This window comes from Hymenobacter sp. B81 (assembly GCF_044628455.1).
Classification (GTDB): Bacteria; Bacteroidota; Bacteroidia; order Cytophagales; family Hymenobacteraceae; genus Solirubrum.
In genome coordinates this window covers 25,266-42,767 of record NZ_JBIYZW010000004.1, presented here as the reverse complement: position 1 = coordinate 42,767, position 17,502 = coordinate 25,266, and the positions used below count along the sequence as shown (strand labels likewise).

At 64.0% G+C, this 17,502-nt stretch carries 15 protein-coding genes; 11 read left to right on the top strand and 4 right to left on the bottom strand.

Annotated features, from left to right (window positions below; translation table 11 throughout):
• Positions 1–16 precede the first annotated feature (16 nt).
• The 9 genes from aspS (at position 17) to ACE191_RS20650 (ending at position 10,650) form a co-directional block, all read left to right on the top strand.
• Positions 17–1,777, top strand: a complete 1,761-nt coding sequence (gene aspS / locus ACE191_RS20690; RefSeq protein ID WP_400194159.1) for an aspartate--tRNA ligase — start codon at positions 17–19, stop codon at positions 1,775–1,777.
• A gap of 15 nt (positions 1,778–1,792) precedes the next feature.
• Positions 1,793–2,317: a hypothetical protein gene (locus ACE191_RS20685; protein WP_400194158.1), complete on the top strand. Its 525-nt coding sequence runs from the start codon at positions 1,793–1,795 to the stop codon at positions 2,315–2,317.
• 52 nt (positions 2,318–2,369) lie between these two features.
• On the top strand, positions 2,370–2,816 hold the full coding sequence (locus ACE191_RS20680) for a hypothetical protein (RefSeq protein ID WP_400194157.1): 447 nt from the start codon (positions 2,370–2,372) through the stop codon (positions 2,814–2,816).
• Positions 2,817–2,942: 126 nt separating this feature from the next.
• Positions 2,943–3,215 carry an autorepressor SdpR family transcription factor gene (locus ACE191_RS20675; RefSeq protein WP_400194156.1) on the top strand — a complete coding sequence of 91 codons (273 nt, stop codon included), beginning with the start codon at positions 2,943–2,945 and terminating at the stop codon, positions 3,213–3,215.
• Positions 3,216–3,243: 28 nt separating this feature from the next.
• Positions 3,244–3,909, top strand: a complete 666-nt coding sequence (locus ACE191_RS20670; protein WP_400194155.1) for an SdpI family protein — start codon at positions 3,244–3,246, stop codon at positions 3,907–3,909.
• A gap of 57 nt (positions 3,910–3,966) precedes the next feature.
• Complete coding sequence (locus ACE191_RS20665; RefSeq protein WP_400194154.1) at positions 3,967–7,038, top strand: two-component regulator propeller domain-containing protein; 3,072 nt, start codon at positions 3,967–3,969, stop codon at positions 7,036–7,038.
• Positions 7,039–7,158: 120 nt separating this feature from the next.
• Positions 7,159–7,809, top strand: a complete 651-nt coding sequence (locus tag ACE191_RS20660) for a response regulator (protein ID WP_400194153.1) — start codon at positions 7,159–7,161, stop codon at positions 7,807–7,809.
• Positions 7,810–8,360: 551 nt separating this feature from the next.
• Positions 8,361–9,158: a 3'-5' exonuclease gene (locus ACE191_RS20655; RefSeq protein ID WP_400194152.1), complete on the top strand. Its 798-nt coding sequence runs from the start codon at positions 8,361–8,363 to the stop codon at positions 9,156–9,158.
• Positions 9,159–9,324: 166 nt separating this feature from the next.
• Positions 9,325–10,650: an OmpA family protein gene (locus ACE191_RS20650; protein WP_400194151.1), complete on the top strand. Its 1,326-nt coding sequence runs from the start codon at positions 9,325–9,327 to the stop codon at positions 10,648–10,650.
• A gap of 86 nt (positions 10,651–10,736) precedes the next feature.
• On the opposite strand, the gene ACE191_RS20645 is transcribed toward ACE191_RS20650, so the two are convergent.
• The 4 genes from ACE191_RS20645 to nuoK form a co-directional block, all read right to left on the bottom strand.
• A complete protein-coding gene (locus tag ACE191_RS20645) occupies positions 10,737–12,173 on the bottom strand; it encodes an NADH-quinone oxidoreductase subunit N (RefSeq protein ID WP_400194150.1) in 1,437 nt (478 codons plus the stop codon).
• Positions 12,174–12,185: 12 nt separating this feature from the next.
• Positions 12,186–13,652, bottom strand: a complete 1,467-nt coding sequence (locus ACE191_RS20640) for a NuoM family protein (RefSeq protein WP_400194149.1) — start codon at positions 13,650–13,652, stop codon at positions 12,186–12,188.
• 39 nt (positions 13,653–13,691) lie between these two features.
• Complete coding sequence (gene nuoL / locus ACE191_RS20635) at positions 13,692–15,638, bottom strand: NADH-quinone oxidoreductase subunit L (RefSeq protein ID WP_400194148.1); 1,947 nt, start codon at positions 15,636–15,638, stop codon at positions 13,692–13,694.
• 171 nt (positions 15,639–15,809) lie between these two features.
• A complete protein-coding gene (gene nuoK, locus ACE191_RS20630; RefSeq protein ID WP_400194147.1) occupies positions 15,810–16,142 on the bottom strand; it encodes an NADH-quinone oxidoreductase subunit NuoK in 333 nt (110 codons plus the stop codon).
• Positions 16,143–16,433: 291 nt separating this feature from the next.
• Here nuoK and ACE191_RS20625 point away from each other — a divergent pair, with 291 nt between their 5' ends.
• Positions 16,434–17,039: an RNA polymerase sigma factor gene (locus ACE191_RS20625; protein ID WP_400194146.1), complete on the top strand. Its 606-nt coding sequence runs from the start codon at positions 16,434–16,436 to the stop codon at positions 17,037–17,039.
• Positions 17,040–17,132: 93 nt separating this feature from the next.
• Positions 17,133–17,502: hypothetical protein (locus ACE191_RS20620; RefSeq protein WP_400194145.1), on the top strand; the 370-nt coding region annotated here is incomplete at its 3' end.

Sequence of the window (17,502 nt, the reverse complement as noted above, 5' to 3'; positions counted from 1 at the left end):
CGCTCACTGCCTGCTCATGCTCCGTACCCATACCTGCGGCGAACTTCGCCCCGACCACATCGGCCAAACCGTCACGCTCTGCGGCTGGGTGCAGCGCACCCGCGACAAGGGCGGCATCAGCTGGATTGACCTGCGCGACCGGTACGGCATTACGCAGCTGGCCCTGGAAGAAGGCGTGGAAACCCAGGAGCTGCGCGAAGCCGCCCGCAACCTGGGCCGCGAGTTTGTGCTGCAGGTAACGGGCACGGTGGCCGAGCGCTACTCCAAAAACCCGAACATGCCCACCGGCGAGGTGGAAATCCGCGTCGAGAGCCTGCGGGTGCTCAACCCGGCCAAGCTGCCGCCCTTCCTGATCGAGGACGAAACCGATGGCGGCGACGACCTGCGCATGAAGTACCGCTACCTCGATTTGCGCCGCAACGCCGTGCGCCGCAACCTGGAGCTGCGCTCCAAGCTGGCCCAGCAGGTGCGCCGCTACCTCGACGAGCAGAACTTCATTGAGGTGGAAACCCCGGTGCTCATCAAGAGCACGCCCGAAGGCGCCCGCGACTTCGTGGTGCCCTCGCGCATGAACCCCGGCCAGTTCTACGCCCTGCCCCAGTCGCCCCAAACCTTCAAGCAGCTGCTGATGGTGTCGGGCTTCGACAAGTACTTCCAGATCGTGAAGTGCTTCCGCGACGAGGATTTGCGCGCCGACCGCCAGCCCGAATTCACCCAGATCGACTGCGAGCTGTCGTTTGTGGAGCAGGAAGACATCCTGAACATCTTCGAGGGCATGACGCGCCACCTGTTCCGCGAGGTGAAAAACCTGGAAATCGGCGAATTTCCGCGCATGACCTACGCCGACGCCATGCGCCTGTACGGCTCCGACAAGCCCGACACGCGCTTCGCCATGCAGTTTGTGGAGCTCAACGAGGTGGCCCAGGGCCAGGGCTTCCCGGTGTTCGACGCGGCCGAACTGGTGGTGGGCATCAACGCCAACACCTGCGCCTCCTTCACCCGCAAGCAGCTCGACGAACTGACCGACTTCGTGCGCCGCCCGCAGGTGGGCGCCACCGGCCTGGTGTACGCCCGCGTCGAGCCCGACGGCACGGTAAAATCGTCGGTGGATAAGTTTTACTCGCAGGAGGCCCTGCAGCGCTGGAAGGAAGCCTTCGGCGCGCAGCCCGGCGACCTGCTGCTGATGCTGGCCGGCCCGGCCGACAAAACCCGCAAGGCCCTGAGCGAGCTGCGCCTGGAGCTGGGCCAGCGCCTGGGGCTGCGCAACAAGGAGGACTTCCGCCCGCTGTGGGTGCTCGACTTCCCGCTGCTGGAGTTCAACGAGGACGACGGCCGCTACTACGCCATGCACCACCCCTTCACCTCGCCCAAGCCCGAAGACCTGGCTTTGCTCGACACCGCGCCCGGCCAGGTGCGCGCCAATGCCTACGACCTGGTCATCAACGGCGTGGAAATCGGCGGCGGCTCCATCCGCATTCACGACCGCGCCGTGCAGGCCCGCATGTTCAAGCTGCTGGGCTTTTCCGAGGAGGAAGCGCAGGCCCAGTTCGGCTTCCTGCTCGACGCCTTCGAGTACGGTGCCCCGCCCCACGGCGGCATCGCCCTGGGCTTCGACCGCCTCTGCTCCCTGTTCGGCGGCGCCGACAGCATCCGCGACTTCATTGCCTTCCCCAAAAACAACTCGGGCCGCGACGTGATGATTGACTCGCCTTCCCCGATTTCGGGCGCCCAGCTCAAGGAGCTGAGCATCGAAACGAAGGTGGAGGAAGGGAAGTAATTTCGGTTTCAGATCATGCAAGCCCAATCAGGGTCTGCCGTAAATAATGACCACCGTACGTCAGTAGAATGGCGGACGGTGGTTTATTATTCTCCTAAGAAGATAATTTGGAATCTGCGCTGGCTTTTACCTCCTGCCTTAAACTATGCTTTTCTAAGCAAGGACGGAATAATAGAAGACTGGCTTGGCTTTTCCTTGTTCTGCTTTTTTGGCTTGATAGGAGGCGTATTACCGATAGTTAATCCCTTGCTTAATATAAATAAGCCGCAAATTAAAATTGCAGAAACAGGTATCTGGCTGGCCGGATATGGTTTTTTTCAGTGGGAAGATTTCACTGCCAGGGTCAAAAGAATTGAGCAAGGCAGGTTGTCGCATTATCATCAGCTTTTTTTGTATGAGCCCAATAAGAATAAAATGGCGTGGCACAGAAGAAGAGCATTAGACAAGGAAAAAATAATAGCCAGCGCAAATCTCAAATATATGGCAGTGGACCCGCAGAAACTGAACGTTATGTTGCAGCCAAAAGCAACAAGGCAATAGCTATAAATTCGTAATTGGCAACAAATGTGTTGTTGGTGCACAGTCGAAATAAATGAGTACAGAGCCAGGTAAAGCCGTTAATTTCGAGTATGAAATCAATTACTCGGCGGGCTATAGCGCACGTAATTTTCTCTTGGCGGTACTCATCTTGGTTTTAACGGCGCTGCCGATTGCCTTGCAGAACTATTGGAGCGCGGCCTTGGGGGCTGGCGTTGCGGTGCTCTTGGTTTTGCAAGGAGTGAAGCGGGCGCGTCGCTCTGGACCGGCTTTAAAAATTGGACAGGCAGGACTATGGACTGCTCCGACGGGCTTCCGCACCTGGCGTCAGGTTTGGGTAAGGTTTGAAGCCAGTTCTACCAATACTGGCGCCAATATGTGTTTGGTTGTGGTGCCCAAGAGGCCTCGCTCGTCCGCTGAAACCTGCCGCCTGAACGTGGACGATCTGGCCATCGACTTCCGGGACCTGCAAGCATTGCTTAAGAAGCATACCTCGGATTGAAGCAGCCTCGGGTATTTTCTGCGGATTAAACAAAAGCGGCACCTGAAACCTCGGGTGCCGCTTTTGTTTGGCCAGACTTTGCTTGTTTGCCGTATATTTAGACATTTGCCTAAATGCCTAATAACGGTGAACTCACTCTTCAAAGCGCTCAACGACCCTACCCGCCGTGCCATCCTGGAGCTGCTGCGCGCGCGGCCGCTCACGGCGGGGGAAATAGCCGAGCAGTTCAACTTCTCCAAGCCCAGCATCTCGCACCACCTCGACTTGCTGCGCCAGGCCGACCTGGTGAGCAGCGTCCGGCAGGGGCAGTTCATCACCTACTCGCTGAACATGACCGTGTTCGACGAAGTCATCGGCTGGCTGCTGCAGTTCCGCCCGGCGCCCAACGACTCCGCCTGATTTCTTCACCCTCTTCCCCTTATCCGCTATGAACCGCAAGCTTTCTTTCTGGTACCTGTCCGCCCTGCTCGTGGCCCTGGTGCCGGCCTTGTACCTGGTCCGGGAGTGGTCGGCGCTGCCGGCGCAGGTGCCGGTGCAGTTCGACCTCGACGGCCAGCCCAGCCGCTACGGCGGGCGCGAGGCGCTGCTGCTCTTGTGCCTGGGCTTGCCGCTGGGCTGCTGGCTGCTGATGAGCTGGCTGCCGCGCTTCGACCCCAAGCGCCGCCTGCTGGCCGACAGCCTCAACTACCAGAAGCTGACGTTTTTCCTGGTGATGTTTTTGGCCGTGCTGGCCTGCGAAATGCTCTACGCCAACACTCGTGGCCGGCTGGCGCCCGAACTGCTGGGCTACACGCTGAGCGGCTTCTTCGTGCTGCTGGGCAACTACCTGACCACCGTGCCGCCCAACTACTTCGTAGGCATCCGCACGCCTTGGACGCTGGAAAGTCCCGCGGTGTGGACGCGCGCCCACCGGCTGGGCGGGCGCCTGTTTGTGGGCGCCGGTTTGCTGGGCTTGCTGCTCACGGCCCTGCTGCCTGCGGCCTGGGCTACGCCGGCGGTAACCGGTCTGGTAGCAGGCGCAGCTCTGACGGCTGCCGCCGCTTCCTTCGTGTACTTCCGCCGGGAAAATGGGCCGGCCCCCGTGGCCAGCTAGGGCGACGCCGCCGGGGCGGGTTTGCCAAGCTGCCGCCGACCCGCTTTCTTGCACGAAATGACGCGCATTTCCCTTTCTCCCCCGGCCTGGCTGAGCTGGCTGTTGTGCTGCCTGAGCTGGACGCTGGCGGGAGCCGCTCCGCCGCCCGAAAACCTTACGTTTCATCCGCTCACCACCGCCCAGGGTTTGTCGGAAAACAGCGTGCTGAGCGCCGTGCAGGACCGCCGCGGCTTTCTGTGGCTGGGCACCCAGGACGGCCTCAACCGCTACGACGGGGCCGGCTTCCGCGTGTTTCGCAACGACCCGCAGCGGGCCGGCAGCCTGAGCAGCAACTTCATTCTGGCCCTGGCCGCCGACGCCCACGGCAATGTGTGGGTGGGCACCGGCGGCGGCGGCCTCTGCCGCTACCAGCCCCTGGCCGACCGGTTCGTGACCTACCAGGCCAGCGACTCGAGCGGGTTGACCGACAACTTCGTGCGGGCCGTGTTCTGCGACCGACGCGGGCGCGTGTGGGCCGGGGCCGAAACCGGCCTGCACCTGCTCGACCAGCGCACCGGCCGCTTCCGCCTGTTCCGCCACCCCGACCTGGGCAACGTGCGCCGCAATTCCATCCGGGCCATTCTGCAGGCCGCCGATGGGCGCATCTGGGTGGGCACCGGCGAGGGCCGCCTCAGCTACGTGGACGAGCGCCGCGGGCTGCTGGTGCCGCTCACCGACTGGGTGCCGCAGGCGCCCATCACGGCCCTGGCCGCTACGCCCCAGGGCGACCTGTGGGTGGGCGTGGAAAACGCCGGGCTGTACTTCGTGGGTTTGCGCAGCGGGCAGCGCCGCAGCTACCAGCCCGGTCCGGCCCCGGGCGCGCTGCCCTCCGACGCCGTTCGCTCCCTGCTGGTCGATGGGCAGGAGCGGCTGTGGGTGGGTACCATGAGCGGGCTGTGTCGCTTCAACCCCGGCACGGGCACTTTTGCCAACTGGCAACACCGCGCCGGCGCCGGGCGCACCCTGCCCAACAACACCGTGCTCACGCTCTACGAAGACCGCCTGGGCTTGCTTTGGGCCGGCACCGAGCAGGGCCTGGCCAGCTTCGAGCCCCGGCCCAACGCCTTTTCGCAGCCCGTGCCGCAACACGAAACCGGCCCGGTGTGGGCCCTGGCCGAAGACGCGGGCCGCCAGCTGTGGCTGGGTACCGAAAACATGGGCCTGCTGCGCCTCAACCCCGTCACGCGCCAGCTCACCCGCTACCGCCACGACCCTGCCGACCCCACCAGCTTGCCCGACGATTTTGTGCGCGCCGTGCTGCCCGACCGCGACGGGCGCATCTGGGTGGGCACGCAAAGCCACGGCCTGGCCTACCTCGATCCGGCCACCGGCCGCTTCCGCCGCTACCGCCACAACCCCGCCGACCCCACCAGCCTCTCCGACGACAACGTGCGCTGCATTTACCAGGACCGGCAGGGGCGGCTGTGGGTGGGCACCGAGGGCGGCCTGAACCTGCTCGACCCCGTAACCGGGCGCTGCGCCGCCTACCGCCACAATCCCCGCGACCCGCGTAGCCTGAGCAGCAACTTCGTGCGCTGCGTGTACCAGGACCACCGCGGCAACGTGTGGGTGGGCGTGGGCGGCGGCGGCCTCTGCCGCTTCGACCCGCGCAACGGCACTTCCCACGCCTTTCGGGCCAACCCCGCCGACCCGCGCAGCCTGAGCAGCAACTTCGTGCGCTGCATGTACGAAGACGAGCAGAACCGGCTGTGGCTGGCCACCGAGGGCGGCGGCCTGAGCTGCCTGCTTGACCCCGAGGCCGGCCGCTTCCAGACCTTCCGCGAGCCGCAGGGACTGCCCAACGACGTTATCTACGGCATGCTGCCCGACGGGCAGGGCGACCTGTGGCTGGCCACCAACAAGGGCATTGCCCGCTTCACGCCCCGCACCCGCCGCTTCCGCACCTACGACGTGCGCGACGGGCTGCCCCAGGACGAGTTCAACGCCGGGGCCTTCTGCCGCCGCCGCGACGGATCATTGCTGTTTGGCGGCGGCAACGGGGTGGTGGAGTTTCAGCCCACGGCCGTGCGCTACAACCCCGCCCCGCCGGTGGTGGTGTTCACCGGCTTCCGCAAGTTCAACCAGCCCGCCCGCCTCGACACCAGCATCACCGAGCGCCGCACTCTGCGCTTGGCCCCGCGCGACTACTTCTTCTCCATCGAGTTTGCTGCCCTCAACTACCGCCTGCCCGACAAAAACCGTTTTTCCTACAAGATGGAGGGCTTCGACGACGAGTGGATTGAGGCCGGCGGCCAGCACCAGGCCACCTACACCAACCTCGACCCCGGCAGCTACACCTTCCGGGTACGGGCCGCCAACAACGACGGCGTGTGGAACCCCACCGGCGCGGCCCTGAAGGTGGTGGTGGAGCCGCCCTGGTACCAGACGTGGTGGTTCCGCATCCTGGCCAGCTGGGTGGTGTTCGGGCTGCTGTTTGCCGCCTACCGCCTGCGCGTGAGCCAGCTGCTGGCCCTGGAGCGCGTGCGCCACAACATTGCCCGCGACCTGCACGACGACATGGGCTCCACGCTCAGCTCGATTTCCATTCTGAGCCAGCTGGCCCGCAACCACCAGCAGCGCAACAACCAGGAACAGGCCTCGGCCCTGCTCGAGCAGATCGGCGACTCGTCGCGGCGCATGCTCGACTCCATGGACGACATCGTGTGGGCCATCAACCCGGCCCACGACAGCATGGACGCCGTGGCGGCCCGCATGCGCTCCTTCGCCTCCGACGTGCTCGAAGCCCGCGGCATCGACTTCACCTTTAAGGTGGCGCCCGAGGTGCTGGAGCAGCGCCTGCCCATGCGCGCCCGCCGCGAGTTTTTCCTGCTCTTCAAGGAAGCCGTGAACAACCTGGCCAAGTACGCCCAGGCCGAATTCGCCGCCATCCGCCTCGACTACGAGCAGCGCCAGCTGGTGCTGCGCGTGGAAGACGACGGCGTGGGCTTCGACCCCCAGGCCCCGGCCCAGGGCGGCGGCAATGGCATGACCAACATGCGCAGCCGCGCGGCCGCGCTCAAGGCCACACTCAACCTCGACACGGCCCCGGGCCAGGGCACCCGCCTGGAGCTGCGCGTGCCGCTGAAGTAGCCCGGCCGCGCACTGGCTATTGCGGCCCTCGCTCACATCATTATGCGACCCGGGCGCCCGCGGGCATTGCGTACCTTCGCAGCGTTCTGACCCGCACCCATTTACCCACCGTTCAAGCCCATGGAAACTGCCACCCGCGTTCTGATTTACGAAGACAACCCCGACCTGCGCATCAGCCTGAGTCAGCTGCTGGGCGGCACGCCGGGGCTGGAGCTGGCCGGGGCCCTGGGCAACTGCCAGCAGGTGGAAACCGACATTCCGCGCCTCAAGCCCGACGTGGTGCTGATGGACATCGACATGCCCGGCCTGAATGGCATCGAGGGTCTCAAGCGCATCAAGGCCAAGTCGCCGGGCGTGAGCGTGGTGATGCTGACCGTGTTTGAAGACAACGACCGGGTGTTTCAGGCCGTGTGCGCCGGCGCCGACGGCTACCTGCTCAAGAAAACCCCGCCCGCCAAGCTGCTCGACGCCATCAACGAGGTGAAGGCCGGCGGTGCTCCCATGACGCCCGCCATTGCCCGCCAGGTGCTGCGCCTGTTTCCCAAGCCCGTGGCCCCGCGCCAGCAGGAAGACTCGCCGGCCAACCTGAGCGCCCGCGAGCAGGAAATCTTGGGCCTGCTGGTGGAAGGCTACAGCTACAAGATGATTGCCCACGACCGCGGCATCTCGCTCGACACGGTCCGCTCCCACATCAAGAAAATCTACGAAAAGCTGCACGTGCGCTCCATGACCGAGGCCGTGAGCAAGGCCCTGCGCCAGGGCCTGACCTAGCCGGTGAGAACCGAGCTGATTTGAGAAATTCCCGCGCCGCGGGGTCTGGCCGCCGGCCGGGCCCCGCGGTGTCGTTGGGGCCACATCATCATGTGATTGTGCGGGTGCCGGCGCCGGCCGATTTTGTTGGAGTCGGGCTGCACCGGCGGAAACGGTCGTTTTACCTCTTGTTCCCTGGTTATGGCCACCAAGTCTCGTCGCCAGCTGTTGATTTGCGTGCTGGGCCTGTGGCTCACCAACCGCCCAGCCCTGGCCTGAGCCGGCCACGCGGGCGGCTCAGCAACGGAAAAGCCGGTCGTGAATAGGGTAGGGGCGTTGCGGCCAGCGGAAAACAGCCTGCCCGGTAGGTAGGATATTCCTGAAAAGAAAAAATAGCCTACCTGCAGTGTGGTTATTATCGGCCGGAAAAAAATATCCTACACGGGGCTTGGACTGCTTACCAGCCGAAGCGCGCTGGCGGCAGCGGGCGGGCGAATAATTGCGGGCCGGCTTGCCGGTTGGCGCTGCCGGGGGCTATCTTCGTTACGGTCCTTCCCTTAGCCGTCGTGCCCATGCAGCTGCTCCGCAACCTGAAATTACCCGACGTCTTCGTGCTCGACATCGAAACCGTGCCCTGCGTGGGCTGCCACGACGAGCTCGACGACATGCTGCGGCACCTCTGGGAGCACAAGGCCCACAGCCTGCGCCGGCAGCAGGGCTACCCCAGCTGGGGCGCCGAGGAAATCGAGCCCATGCCCGACCGCCTGTCGGCCGCGTCGCTGTTCGACCAGGCCGGCATCTACGCCGAGTTCGGGCGGGTGGTGTGCATCTCCCTGGGCTGCTTCTACTACGACCGGCAGGAGCAGCTGCGCTTTCGGGTGAAGAGCTTTGCTTCGGACGACGAGCCGGCGCTGCTGCGCGAGTTTGCCGAGGTGCTCAGCCGCAAGCCCGGCCACGTGCTGTGCGCCCACAACGGCAAGGAGTTCGACTTTCCCTACCTGTCGCGGCGCATGCTCATTACCGGTGTGCCCCTGCCCCCGCAGCTCGACGTGGCCGGCAAGAAGCCCTGGGAAATCAACCACCTCGACACCATGGAGCTGTGGAAGTTTGGCGACCGGAAATCGTTTACTTCCCTGGCCTTGCTGGCGGCCATGTTCGGCATTCCCACGCCCAAGGACGACATCACCGGCGCCGACGTGGCCCGGGTGTTCTACGAGGAGCGCGACCTGCCGCGCATCGTGAAGTACTGCCAGAAGGACATCATTACCACCGCCCGCGTGCTGCAGAAATTCCGCGGCGACGAGCCCTTCGGCGACGAAGCCGTGGTGTACGCCGACCAGCCCGACCTGGCCGTGTTGCGCGTAAGCTGACCGCAGCCGCCGCTCTTGCAGTCTTCCCTTTACCAGTCGAAACCAAGCAGCCCCAACCGGCTGCTTTTTTCGTGGACGGGCTTCACTTGAGCGGAAGTATATTATTGACATATGTTGGTAATTATTTGTATTATAGGTTATTGTAACATGCCAAACCCCTACGATCATGACGCAGAACGTGTTGGAGGAAGTTTCGGCTTGCTTTACGGCTCCGGCCGTAAGCCAGGCCAGTGCGGTGGTAGGCGAGAGCGAAGCCGGGGTGCGCAAGGCCTTGCCGAAGGTGGTGCCCCTGGTGCTTAGCAGTCTGATCAAGCTGACCGAGCAAATCGGCGGCCCCGAAGTGGTGTGGACCATGGCCAGCCACGCCAACGAGCCCGCCGAGCCCAACGACGCCGTGGCGGCCGCGGCGGCGGTAGGCCGGGGCAGCGCGGGCCGGGGCAGCGAACTGATGAAGTCCCTGCTGGCCGACAGCTACCGCAGCCGCGTGGCCACCGTGGCCAGCGACAGCGGCATTCAGCCCACGGCGGTGGAAAATCTGCTGGGCATTACGGCGCCGGTGATGCTGAGCGTGTTGGGCCGCCACGTGTCGGAGCGCCACCTCGACGCGCTGGGGCTGAGCCGCTGGCTGCAAACCCAGCGCAGCAGCATCTCGGGCCTGTTGCTCGACGAGGTGCGCCCCGGCCCGATCAACGGCGCTGCGGAACCGGGCACGTCCCCGCGGCGACCAATCCCCAGCGAGCCGGCCACCGCCGCGCCGCGCGCCGAGTCGGGCTTCTGGCGTTCCTGGCTGGCCTTGTTTGTGGTGGCGGGGGCCGTGGCTTTGGGGTTCTGGTGGCTGCTGAGCCGACCAGCGCCGGCCGAGCAGGTACCGGCAGCGGCCCTGGTTGCCGGCAGCAGCGGGAGTGAGTCCGCAGTGCCGGCTAATGCTGGGGAGAATTCTACGGCGGCCCGCCCCACCGCGCCGCCCACGGTGCTGAGCGGGCGCTACGACGCGGCCACCGACAACTACATCTACGACACCGGCCGTCCGGTACGGCTGACTTTGGTGGACGGCAGCACCCAGACCGTGGGTGAAAACTCCACCGAAAATCAGCTGTACCGCTTCCTGGCCGACGCCAGCGCCCAGGTCGACCCGGTGAACCGCACCAAGGGCTGGATCAACTTCGACCGCGTGTACTTCGACGCCCGCAAGGCCACGCTCACCGACGAGTCGCTGGCCCAGCTGCGCAACGTGGCCAGTATCCTGCATAGCTTCCCCGCGGCTCGCGTCAAAATCGGCGGCTACACCGACAGCACTGGGGCCTACCTGAGCAACCTAAAGCTGAGTGAGCAGCGGGCTACGGCGGCCATGGCCGCGCTCATCGACATGGGCATTGCGGCCCGGCGCATCGAGGCCAAGGGCTACGGGCCCAAGCACGCGGTGGCCAGCAACGAAACGCCCGTGGGCCGCGCCCTGAACCGGCGCATCGGGCTGCGCGTGACCCAAAAGTAGGCCGGCGCTGCCCGAAAGCTGGGCGCTCCGGAAAACAAAAAAGCGGCCCCACGGGGCCGCTTTTTTGTTGAATATGAAAGCTGAATCTACTGAAGCTTCAGCGCGCCTTCCACGATGCCAGGCCACACGCCCAGCAGCAGCGTCAGGCCCACCAGCAGCATGAGCACCGCCGACTGGAAGCCGCTCACGGCCACCGGAGCGTCGGCGCCTTCCGCGCCGGGCTTCATGTACATGGCCATGATGGGGCGCAGGTAGTAGAAAATACCCACGGCCGACATCACCACGGCGAAAACAACCAGGCCGATGTAGCCTTCCTGGGCGGCGGCAGCAAACAGGTAAAACTTGCCGAAAAAGCCGCCGGTGAGCGGAATGCCGGCCAACGAGAGCATGGAAACCGTCATGGCAAAGGCCAGCAGCGGGTTGGTGCGGGCCAGGCCGTTGAGGCCCTCGTAGTCGTCCCGCTCGCGCTGGTCGTGCACGAGCTTGAGCACGCCGAAGGCAATGACCGTGGCCACCGAGTACGCCAGCGAGTAGAAGAAAATGGCGTTCATCGACAGAAACCCGCTGCGCAAAGCCACCAAAGCCAGCAGCAGGTAGCCCGCGTGCGAGATGCTGGAGTAAGCCAGCATGCGCTTGGCGTTGGTCTGGGCCACGGCGCCCACGTTGCCAATGATGAGCGTGAGCACCAGCATGGCCGTGAGCGTGGGCAGCCACACCGAGTTGGTTTCACCGCCGAAGGCAAACGTCAGCAGCTTGAAGAAGCCCGCAATGCCGGCCGTCTTCACCACCGTGCTCATGTAGCCGCTGAAGACCGTGGGCGTACCCTCGTACACGTCGGGCGTCCAGAAGTGGAAGGGCGCGGCCGAAATCTTGAAGCCGATGCCGATGAGCACCAGCAGAATGCCCACGGCCATCATGGGCTGCAGGGTGGGGTCGGCGGCGGGCAGGGCCTGCAGCACCAGGCCCATCTGAATCAGGTCGAAGGTGCCGGTGGCGCCGTAGAGCAGGGCCATGCCGAAGAGCAGCACGCCGGTGGCAAAACAGCCCATCAGGAAGTACTTCAGGGCCGCCTCGTTGGAGCGCAGGTTGTTTTTCTCGGAGCCGGCCAGCACGTACATGGCAATGCTCAGCGTCTCGATGCCGAGGAAGAGCACGATCAGGTTGTTGTAGCTCACCATCATGATGGCGCCTACCAGCGAGAACAGCAGGATGCTGTAGTACTCGGCCAGGTTGGGGTTTTGCTCGCGCACGTACTTGTGCGAGAAGGGCAGCAGCAGCAGCGTAGTCATCACCATCACGGCGGTGAACACCTGCGCGTAGCGGTCGAAGGTGAGCATGCCCTTGAAGTAGGGCGAGCTGTTCCACACCGCCAGCGCGCCGGTGGTGTCGATGCCCGAGAGGGTCACGGCCAGCACACCGGTGAGTACCAGCAGCGCGAAGGGCAGAATCAGGCGGTTGGAGCGGTTGAAGCCCAGGAACAGGTTGGCCAGCCCGGAAACAGAAAGCAGAATGATCGAGAGCATGAGTCGGGAGGCTTAGCGGTTGATCAGCACCAGCAGCTTGTTGATGGCCGGCTCCGACAGGTGCAGGAAGGTGCCCGGGAACAGGCCGATCCAGAACACGAGCACGATGAGCGGCACCAGCACGGCCAGCTCCGAGGCAGTCAGGTCTTTGATGAGGGCCGAGAACGAGGTGTCGGGGCCGAGCATCACGCGCTGGAACATGCGCAGCAGGTACACCGCCCCGAAGATGATGGTGAGGCCGGCGACGGCGCCCAGCCAGGCGTTGTACTGGAATACGCCCATCAGGAGCAGAAACTCGCCCACGAAGCCGTTGGTGAGCGGCAGGGCCACGGTGCCCAGCACCAGCACCAGGAAGGTCACCGAGAGCAGGGGCGTGGCGCGCGTCAGGCCGCCCAGCTCGGGAATCTGGCGGGTGCCGGTGCGGCGCTGAATGATGTCGATGATAAAGAACAAGCCCACTACGTTCACGCCGTGGGCCAGCATCTGAATGGTGGTGCCCTGCAAACCCACGGCCGTGAGCGAGAACATGCCGGCAATCATCAGCCCCACGTGCGAGAGTGAGGAGAAGGCCACCAGGCGCTTCATGTCGCGCTGGCGGATGGCAATGATGGCGCCGTAGATAATGCCGATAACGGCCAGCACCATCACGTAGTCGGCCCAGATGCTCACGCCCTTGGGCAGCACGGGCAGCACCCAGCGCATGGTGCCGTAGATGCCCATTTTCAGCATGATGCCCGAGAGCAGCATGGTGGCCGGCGTGGGCGCCTCGGTGTAGGTATCGGGCTGCCAGGAGTGCAGCGGGAAGATGGGCATCTTCACGGCGAAGGCCGCGAAAATGAGCAGGAACACCCACGACTGCTCGGCGGCCGACAAGTTCAGGTTGTAGAACGCGTCGAGGTCGGAGGAGCGCACGGCGCCGTTGGCCCCGGTCATGTAGTAGAGGTACACGAAGCCGGCCAGCATGAACAGCGAGCCGACGACGGTGTAGATAAAGAACTTGAGCGTGACGGGCACGCGCCGCTCGCCGCCCCACACGCCGGCCAGGAAGTAAATCGGAATCAGGGCCACTTCCCAGAAGAAGTAGAACACGAAGGCGTCGAGGGCCACGAACACGCCCAGCAGGCCGGTTTGCATGAACAGCACCAGCGCGTAGAAGGCCGAGGGATTCTCGTAGTCGTGGCGGAACGAGGCCAGCAGGATGAGCGGCACCAGGAAGGCGGTGAGCAGCACCAGCAAGAGGCTCAGCCCGTCAACCCCGATGTGAAAGTTGATGCCGGCCGATTCCAGCCAGGGGTAGTTGAGCTCGAACTGAACCTGGGAGTTCGGCACGAACTGAGTGGTCATAGCCACGACCAGGGCCAGCTCAATCAGCGAAGCGCCAAGGGCCAGCGCCCGCGCGGCCTTGCCCCGCACAAAGTGCAGCAGCAGCGCGGCGGCCACGGGCCAGATAAGCACGATCAGCAAAAAGACTTTCGGCATAATGCGAACTTCGGGAGCAACTGGGAAGCTGCTTACAGATTACAGTCGGATGAAATTCAGCGCCAGCACCACCACGATGCCCAGCACCATCAGCAGCAGGTAGGTTTCCACCTTGCCGGTCTGCAGGAAGCGCAGCAGCTGCGAGCCGCCCATCACGCCGCGGCCCACCCCGTTCACGGCGCCGTCGACAACGCGCTTCTCCACCACGTCGTGCAGGCCGCGCGAGAGGAACATGCTGGGCTTCACGAACAGGGCGTCGTAGAGCTCGTCGACGTAGTATTTGTGGTACACCAGGTTTTCGAAGAAACCGCGCGGAGCGGTTTCCTCGGCCGGGCGGCTACGCTTGGCCACGTACAGCACGTAAGCCAGCACGATGCCCAGCACGCCCGCCGCCACCGAGAGACCGATGAGCATGTACTCGGTCGAGTGGTCGATCTGGTGGTTGAAGGCCGTCGGGTTCAGCTGCCGCGAGTAGGTGAACAGCGGCGCCAGGAAGTCGGCCAGGTAGCCGCGGCCCAGCACCAGCGGGGCGTTCAGGAAGCCGCCGATGGCCGAGAGCACCGCCAGCACAACCAGCGGCAGCGTCATCGAGGCCGGCGACTCGTGCAGGTGGTGCTTCTGCTCCTCCGTGCCGCGGAACTCGCCGAAGAAGGTGAGGAACAGCAGGCGGAACATGTAGAAGGCCGTCAGGAAGGCCGTGAGCAGGCCAATGGCCCACAGGGCCTTGTTGTGCTCGTAGGCGTGGGCCAGTATTTCGTCCTTGGAGAAGAAGCCCGCGAAGGGCGGAATGCCGCTGATGGCAATGCAGCCGATCAGGAACGTGAGGAAGGTAATGGGCAGGGCTTTGCGCAGGCCACCCATGCGGCGGATGTCCTGCTCGTTGCTCATGGCGTGAATCACCGAGCCGGCCCCGAGGAACATCAGGGCCTTGAAGAAGGCGTGGGTAAGCACGTGAAACAGCGAGGAGCTGTAGCCCATCACGCCCAGGGCCAGGAACATGTAGCCCAGCTGCGAGACGGTGGAGTACGCCAGCACCTTCTTGATGTCGTTCTGGGCCAGGCCGATGGTAGCGGCGAACAGGGCCGTGAGGGCGCCGATCCAGCCCACTACTTCCAGGGTATCGGGCGAGAGGGTGTAGAGCACGTTGGAGCGCAGCACCATGTAGATGCCGGCCGTGACCATGGTAGCGGCGTGGATGAGCGCCGAAACCGGCGTGGGGCCGGCCATAGCGTCGGGCAGCCAGGTGTAGAGCGGCAGCTGGGCCGACTTACCCATGGCGCCCACGAAGAGCAGCAGCGTAATGGCCGTAATCACGCCGGCGCCCACTTGCATGGTGGAAGCCTTCTGGAACACCTCGCCGTACTGCACCGAGTCGAAGGTGAAGTAAATCAGGAAGATGCCCAGCAGGAAGCCCAGGTCGCCGATGCGGTTGATGATGAAGGCCTTCTTGGCGGCGTTGTTGTAGTTGTGGTTCTGGTTCCAGAAGCCGATGAGCAGGTAGGAGCACAGCCCCACGCCTTCCCAGCCGATGAACAGAATCACGTAGTTGGAGCCGAGCACCAACACCAGCATCGAAAACACGAACAAGTTCAGGAAGGCAAAGAACTTGCCCACGTTCGCGTCGTGGTGCATGTAGCCGATGCTGTAGACGTGGATCAGGAAGCCTACGCCCGTCACGAGCAGCAGCATGATGAGACTGAGCTGGTCGATCTGGTAGGCGAAGGGAATCTGCATCGAGCCCACCGAAATCCAGTCGAACAGCTGCACGGTGTAGGGCACCGGGTTGGCCAGGAACCGCAGGAACAGCGTGAGCGAGATGATAAACGAGCCCAGCACGGTGGCGCTGCCGATGAGCCCGGCTACCGTGCCCGAAAGCCGGCGGTTGAGCAGGCCGTTGAGCAGGAAGCCCAGAAACGGCAGCAGCGGAATCAGAATGTAGAGCAGCGGCGAGCCGGCAAAGACGGCGAGGGGCGCTTGTTCAGCCATGTGTAAGAATGTGCTGATGTGATTGAATGGGCTGATGGGCTAAGGGAGAGGAATGGGGAGAATGTGGGGAGAATAGGTTGAATGTGGTCAGATGCTAACGGTCGTCTGGTAGTAGCACATGAGCACATTTTTCACATTCCGCACATTTGCGAAGCGCCCCCCATCAACCCGTTACCATTTAAGCCGGTCGAGCAGGCTGACGTCGGTGTTCTGCACGTTGCGGTAAATCATCACGATGATGCCCAGGCCCACGGCTACTTCTGCCGCGGCCACGGCCATGATGAAGAACACGAACACCTGCCCGTTGGGGTCGGCGCGGTAGGCCGAGAAGGCCGCGAGCAGCACGTTGACGGCGTTGAGCATCAGCTCCACGCACATAAAGATGATGATGGCATTGCGCCGGGTGAGCACCCCGATGACGCCGATGGCAAACAGGGCCGTGGCGAAGAACAGGTAGTGCTGAAGGGGAATGGTGCGGATGACTTCCGGTATCGTCTGGTCCATTCAGGGCGGGGTAGCGGCCGAAAAATGCCCCGTTCACGCGGGGCCAATTAGCGGGCAAAGGTAGGCCTAAACTCGGGAAATTCCCGCGGAAAAGTACAGGAAAGGCCGCGCCGGTCCCGCCTGCGAAGGGGCACTACAGCTCCAAGTCGTAGGACCGCTGCCGTTGAATAACCCCTGCCGCACCGGCGGGGTTGGGCGGGCGGCGGGTGTTTGGGGAGCGGAAGCCGCCGCGCGTAACTTTTTCCGCTTCCGATAAAGTAATTTTCCGCCGCCTGCGTCTGCTCACTCAGAATGGAACAGGCAATGACCATACAGCTCCCCAGCGCCGCGGCCATGACCGAGCAAGACGACCGGCTGCAACAGGCCGTGCGCGAGCAGCGCGGCAAGCTGCTGTCGTTTATTCGCCGGCGCATTCCCGACCAGGAAGACGCCGAGGACGTGCTGCAGGACGTGTTCTTCGAGCTGGTGCAAAGCTACCGCCTCGTCAAGCCCGTGGAGCAGATGGCCGCCTGGCTGTTCCGCGTGGCCCGCAACAAGATCATCGACCGCTACCGCCGCCCCAAGCCGGCCTCGCTGGAAGAAGCCGCCGCCTACCACTCGGCCGCCGACTCCGACGAGCCCCTGCTGCTGGCCGACGTGCTGCCCGCTCCCGACGACTCCACCGAAACGGCCATGGCCCGCGAAACCATCATGGAGGCCATCCTCGATGCGCTCGACGAATTGCCCCCGGCCCAGCGGGAGGTGTTCGTGTGGCACGAGTTCGACGGCAAAACCTTCCGGCAGATGGCCGAAGAAACCGGCGTACCCCTCAAAACCCTGATTTCGCGCAAGCACTACGCCGTGCAGCAGCTGCGCACCAAGCTGCAAGCTCTCTACACCGACCTTTTTCTGGATTAGGTGCCGGCCCGCAGGTACGCCTTGCCAACTGCTGCCAGCCAGGCTGCCATGTCGAGCCGACAACCGATAACTTTACTCTGACAACTCAACCATATGAACCGCAACTTTTGGCTGCTTCGCGGCCTGCGCTTTGTACTCTTCGCGGCGTTGTGCGTGGCCCTGGCTGGCTTCGTGGTCATGGCCCTGTGGAACTGGCTGATGCCGGCCATTTTCGGCTTGCCGCTGCTCAGCTTCGGGCAGGCGCTGGGCTTGCTCGTGCTCTGCAAAATTCTCTTCGGCGGCTTCCGGGGCGGCCCGGCCGGCGGCTGGAAGGCCCGGGCCCAGGAGCACTGGCGCAATAAAATGGAAGCCCGCATGCAGGGCATGAGTGACGAGGAGCGCGAACGTTTCCGCCAAAAGATGGGCCGCTGCGGCCCCGCCTGGGCCCGCATGGCCGAGCAGCCTCAGCCCCAAACGTCCCAAG

Bases quoted from the DNA above. Each gene is read 5' to 3' on its own strand.
- aspS (WP_400194159.1), top strand. From the start codon at position 17: ATGCTCCGTACCCATACCTGCGGCGAACTTCGCCCCGACCACATCGGC.
- ACE191_RS20685 (WP_400194158.1), top strand. From the start codon at position 1,793: ATGCAAGCCCAATCAGGGTCTGCCGTAAATAATGACCACCGTACGTCA.
- ACE191_RS20680 (WP_400194157.1), top strand. From the start codon at position 2,370: ATGAGTACAGAGCCAGGTAAAGCCGTTAATTTCGAGTATGAAATCAAT.
- ACE191_RS20670 (WP_400194155.1), top strand. From the start codon at position 3,244: ATGAACCGCAAGCTTTCTTTCTGGTACCTGTCCGCCCTGCTCGTGGCC.
- ACE191_RS20665 (WP_400194154.1), top strand. From the start codon at position 3,967: ATGACGCGCATTTCCCTTTCTCCCCCGGCCTGGCTGAGCTGGCTGTTG.
- ACE191_RS20660 (WP_400194153.1), top strand. From the start codon at position 7,159: ATGGAAACTGCCACCCGCGTTCTGATTTACGAAGACAACCCCGACCTG.
- ACE191_RS20655 (WP_400194152.1), top strand. From the start codon at position 8,361: ATGCAGCTGCTCCGCAACCTGAAATTACCCGACGTCTTCGTGCTCGAC.
- ACE191_RS20650 (WP_400194151.1), top strand. From the start codon at position 9,325: ATGACGCAGAACGTGTTGGAGGAAGTTTCGGCTTGCTTTACGGCTCCG.
- ACE191_RS20645 (WP_400194150.1), bottom strand. From the start codon at position 12,173: ATGCTCTCGATCATTCTGCTTTCTGTTTCCGGGCTGGCCAACCTGTTC.
- ACE191_RS20640 (WP_400194149.1), bottom strand. From the start codon at position 13,652: ATGCCGAAAGTCTTTTTGCTGATCGTGCTTATCTGGCCCGTGGCCGCC.
- nuoL (WP_400194148.1), bottom strand. From the start codon at position 15,638: ATGGCTGAACAAGCGCCCCTCGCCGTCTTTGCCGGCTCGCCGCTGCTC.
- nuoK (WP_400194147.1), bottom strand. From the start codon at position 16,142: ATGGACCAGACGATACCGGAAGTCATCCGCACCATTCCCCTTCAGCAC.
- ACE191_RS20625 (WP_400194146.1), top strand. From the start codon at position 16,434: ATGGAACAGGCAATGACCATACAGCTCCCCAGCGCCGCGGCCATGACC.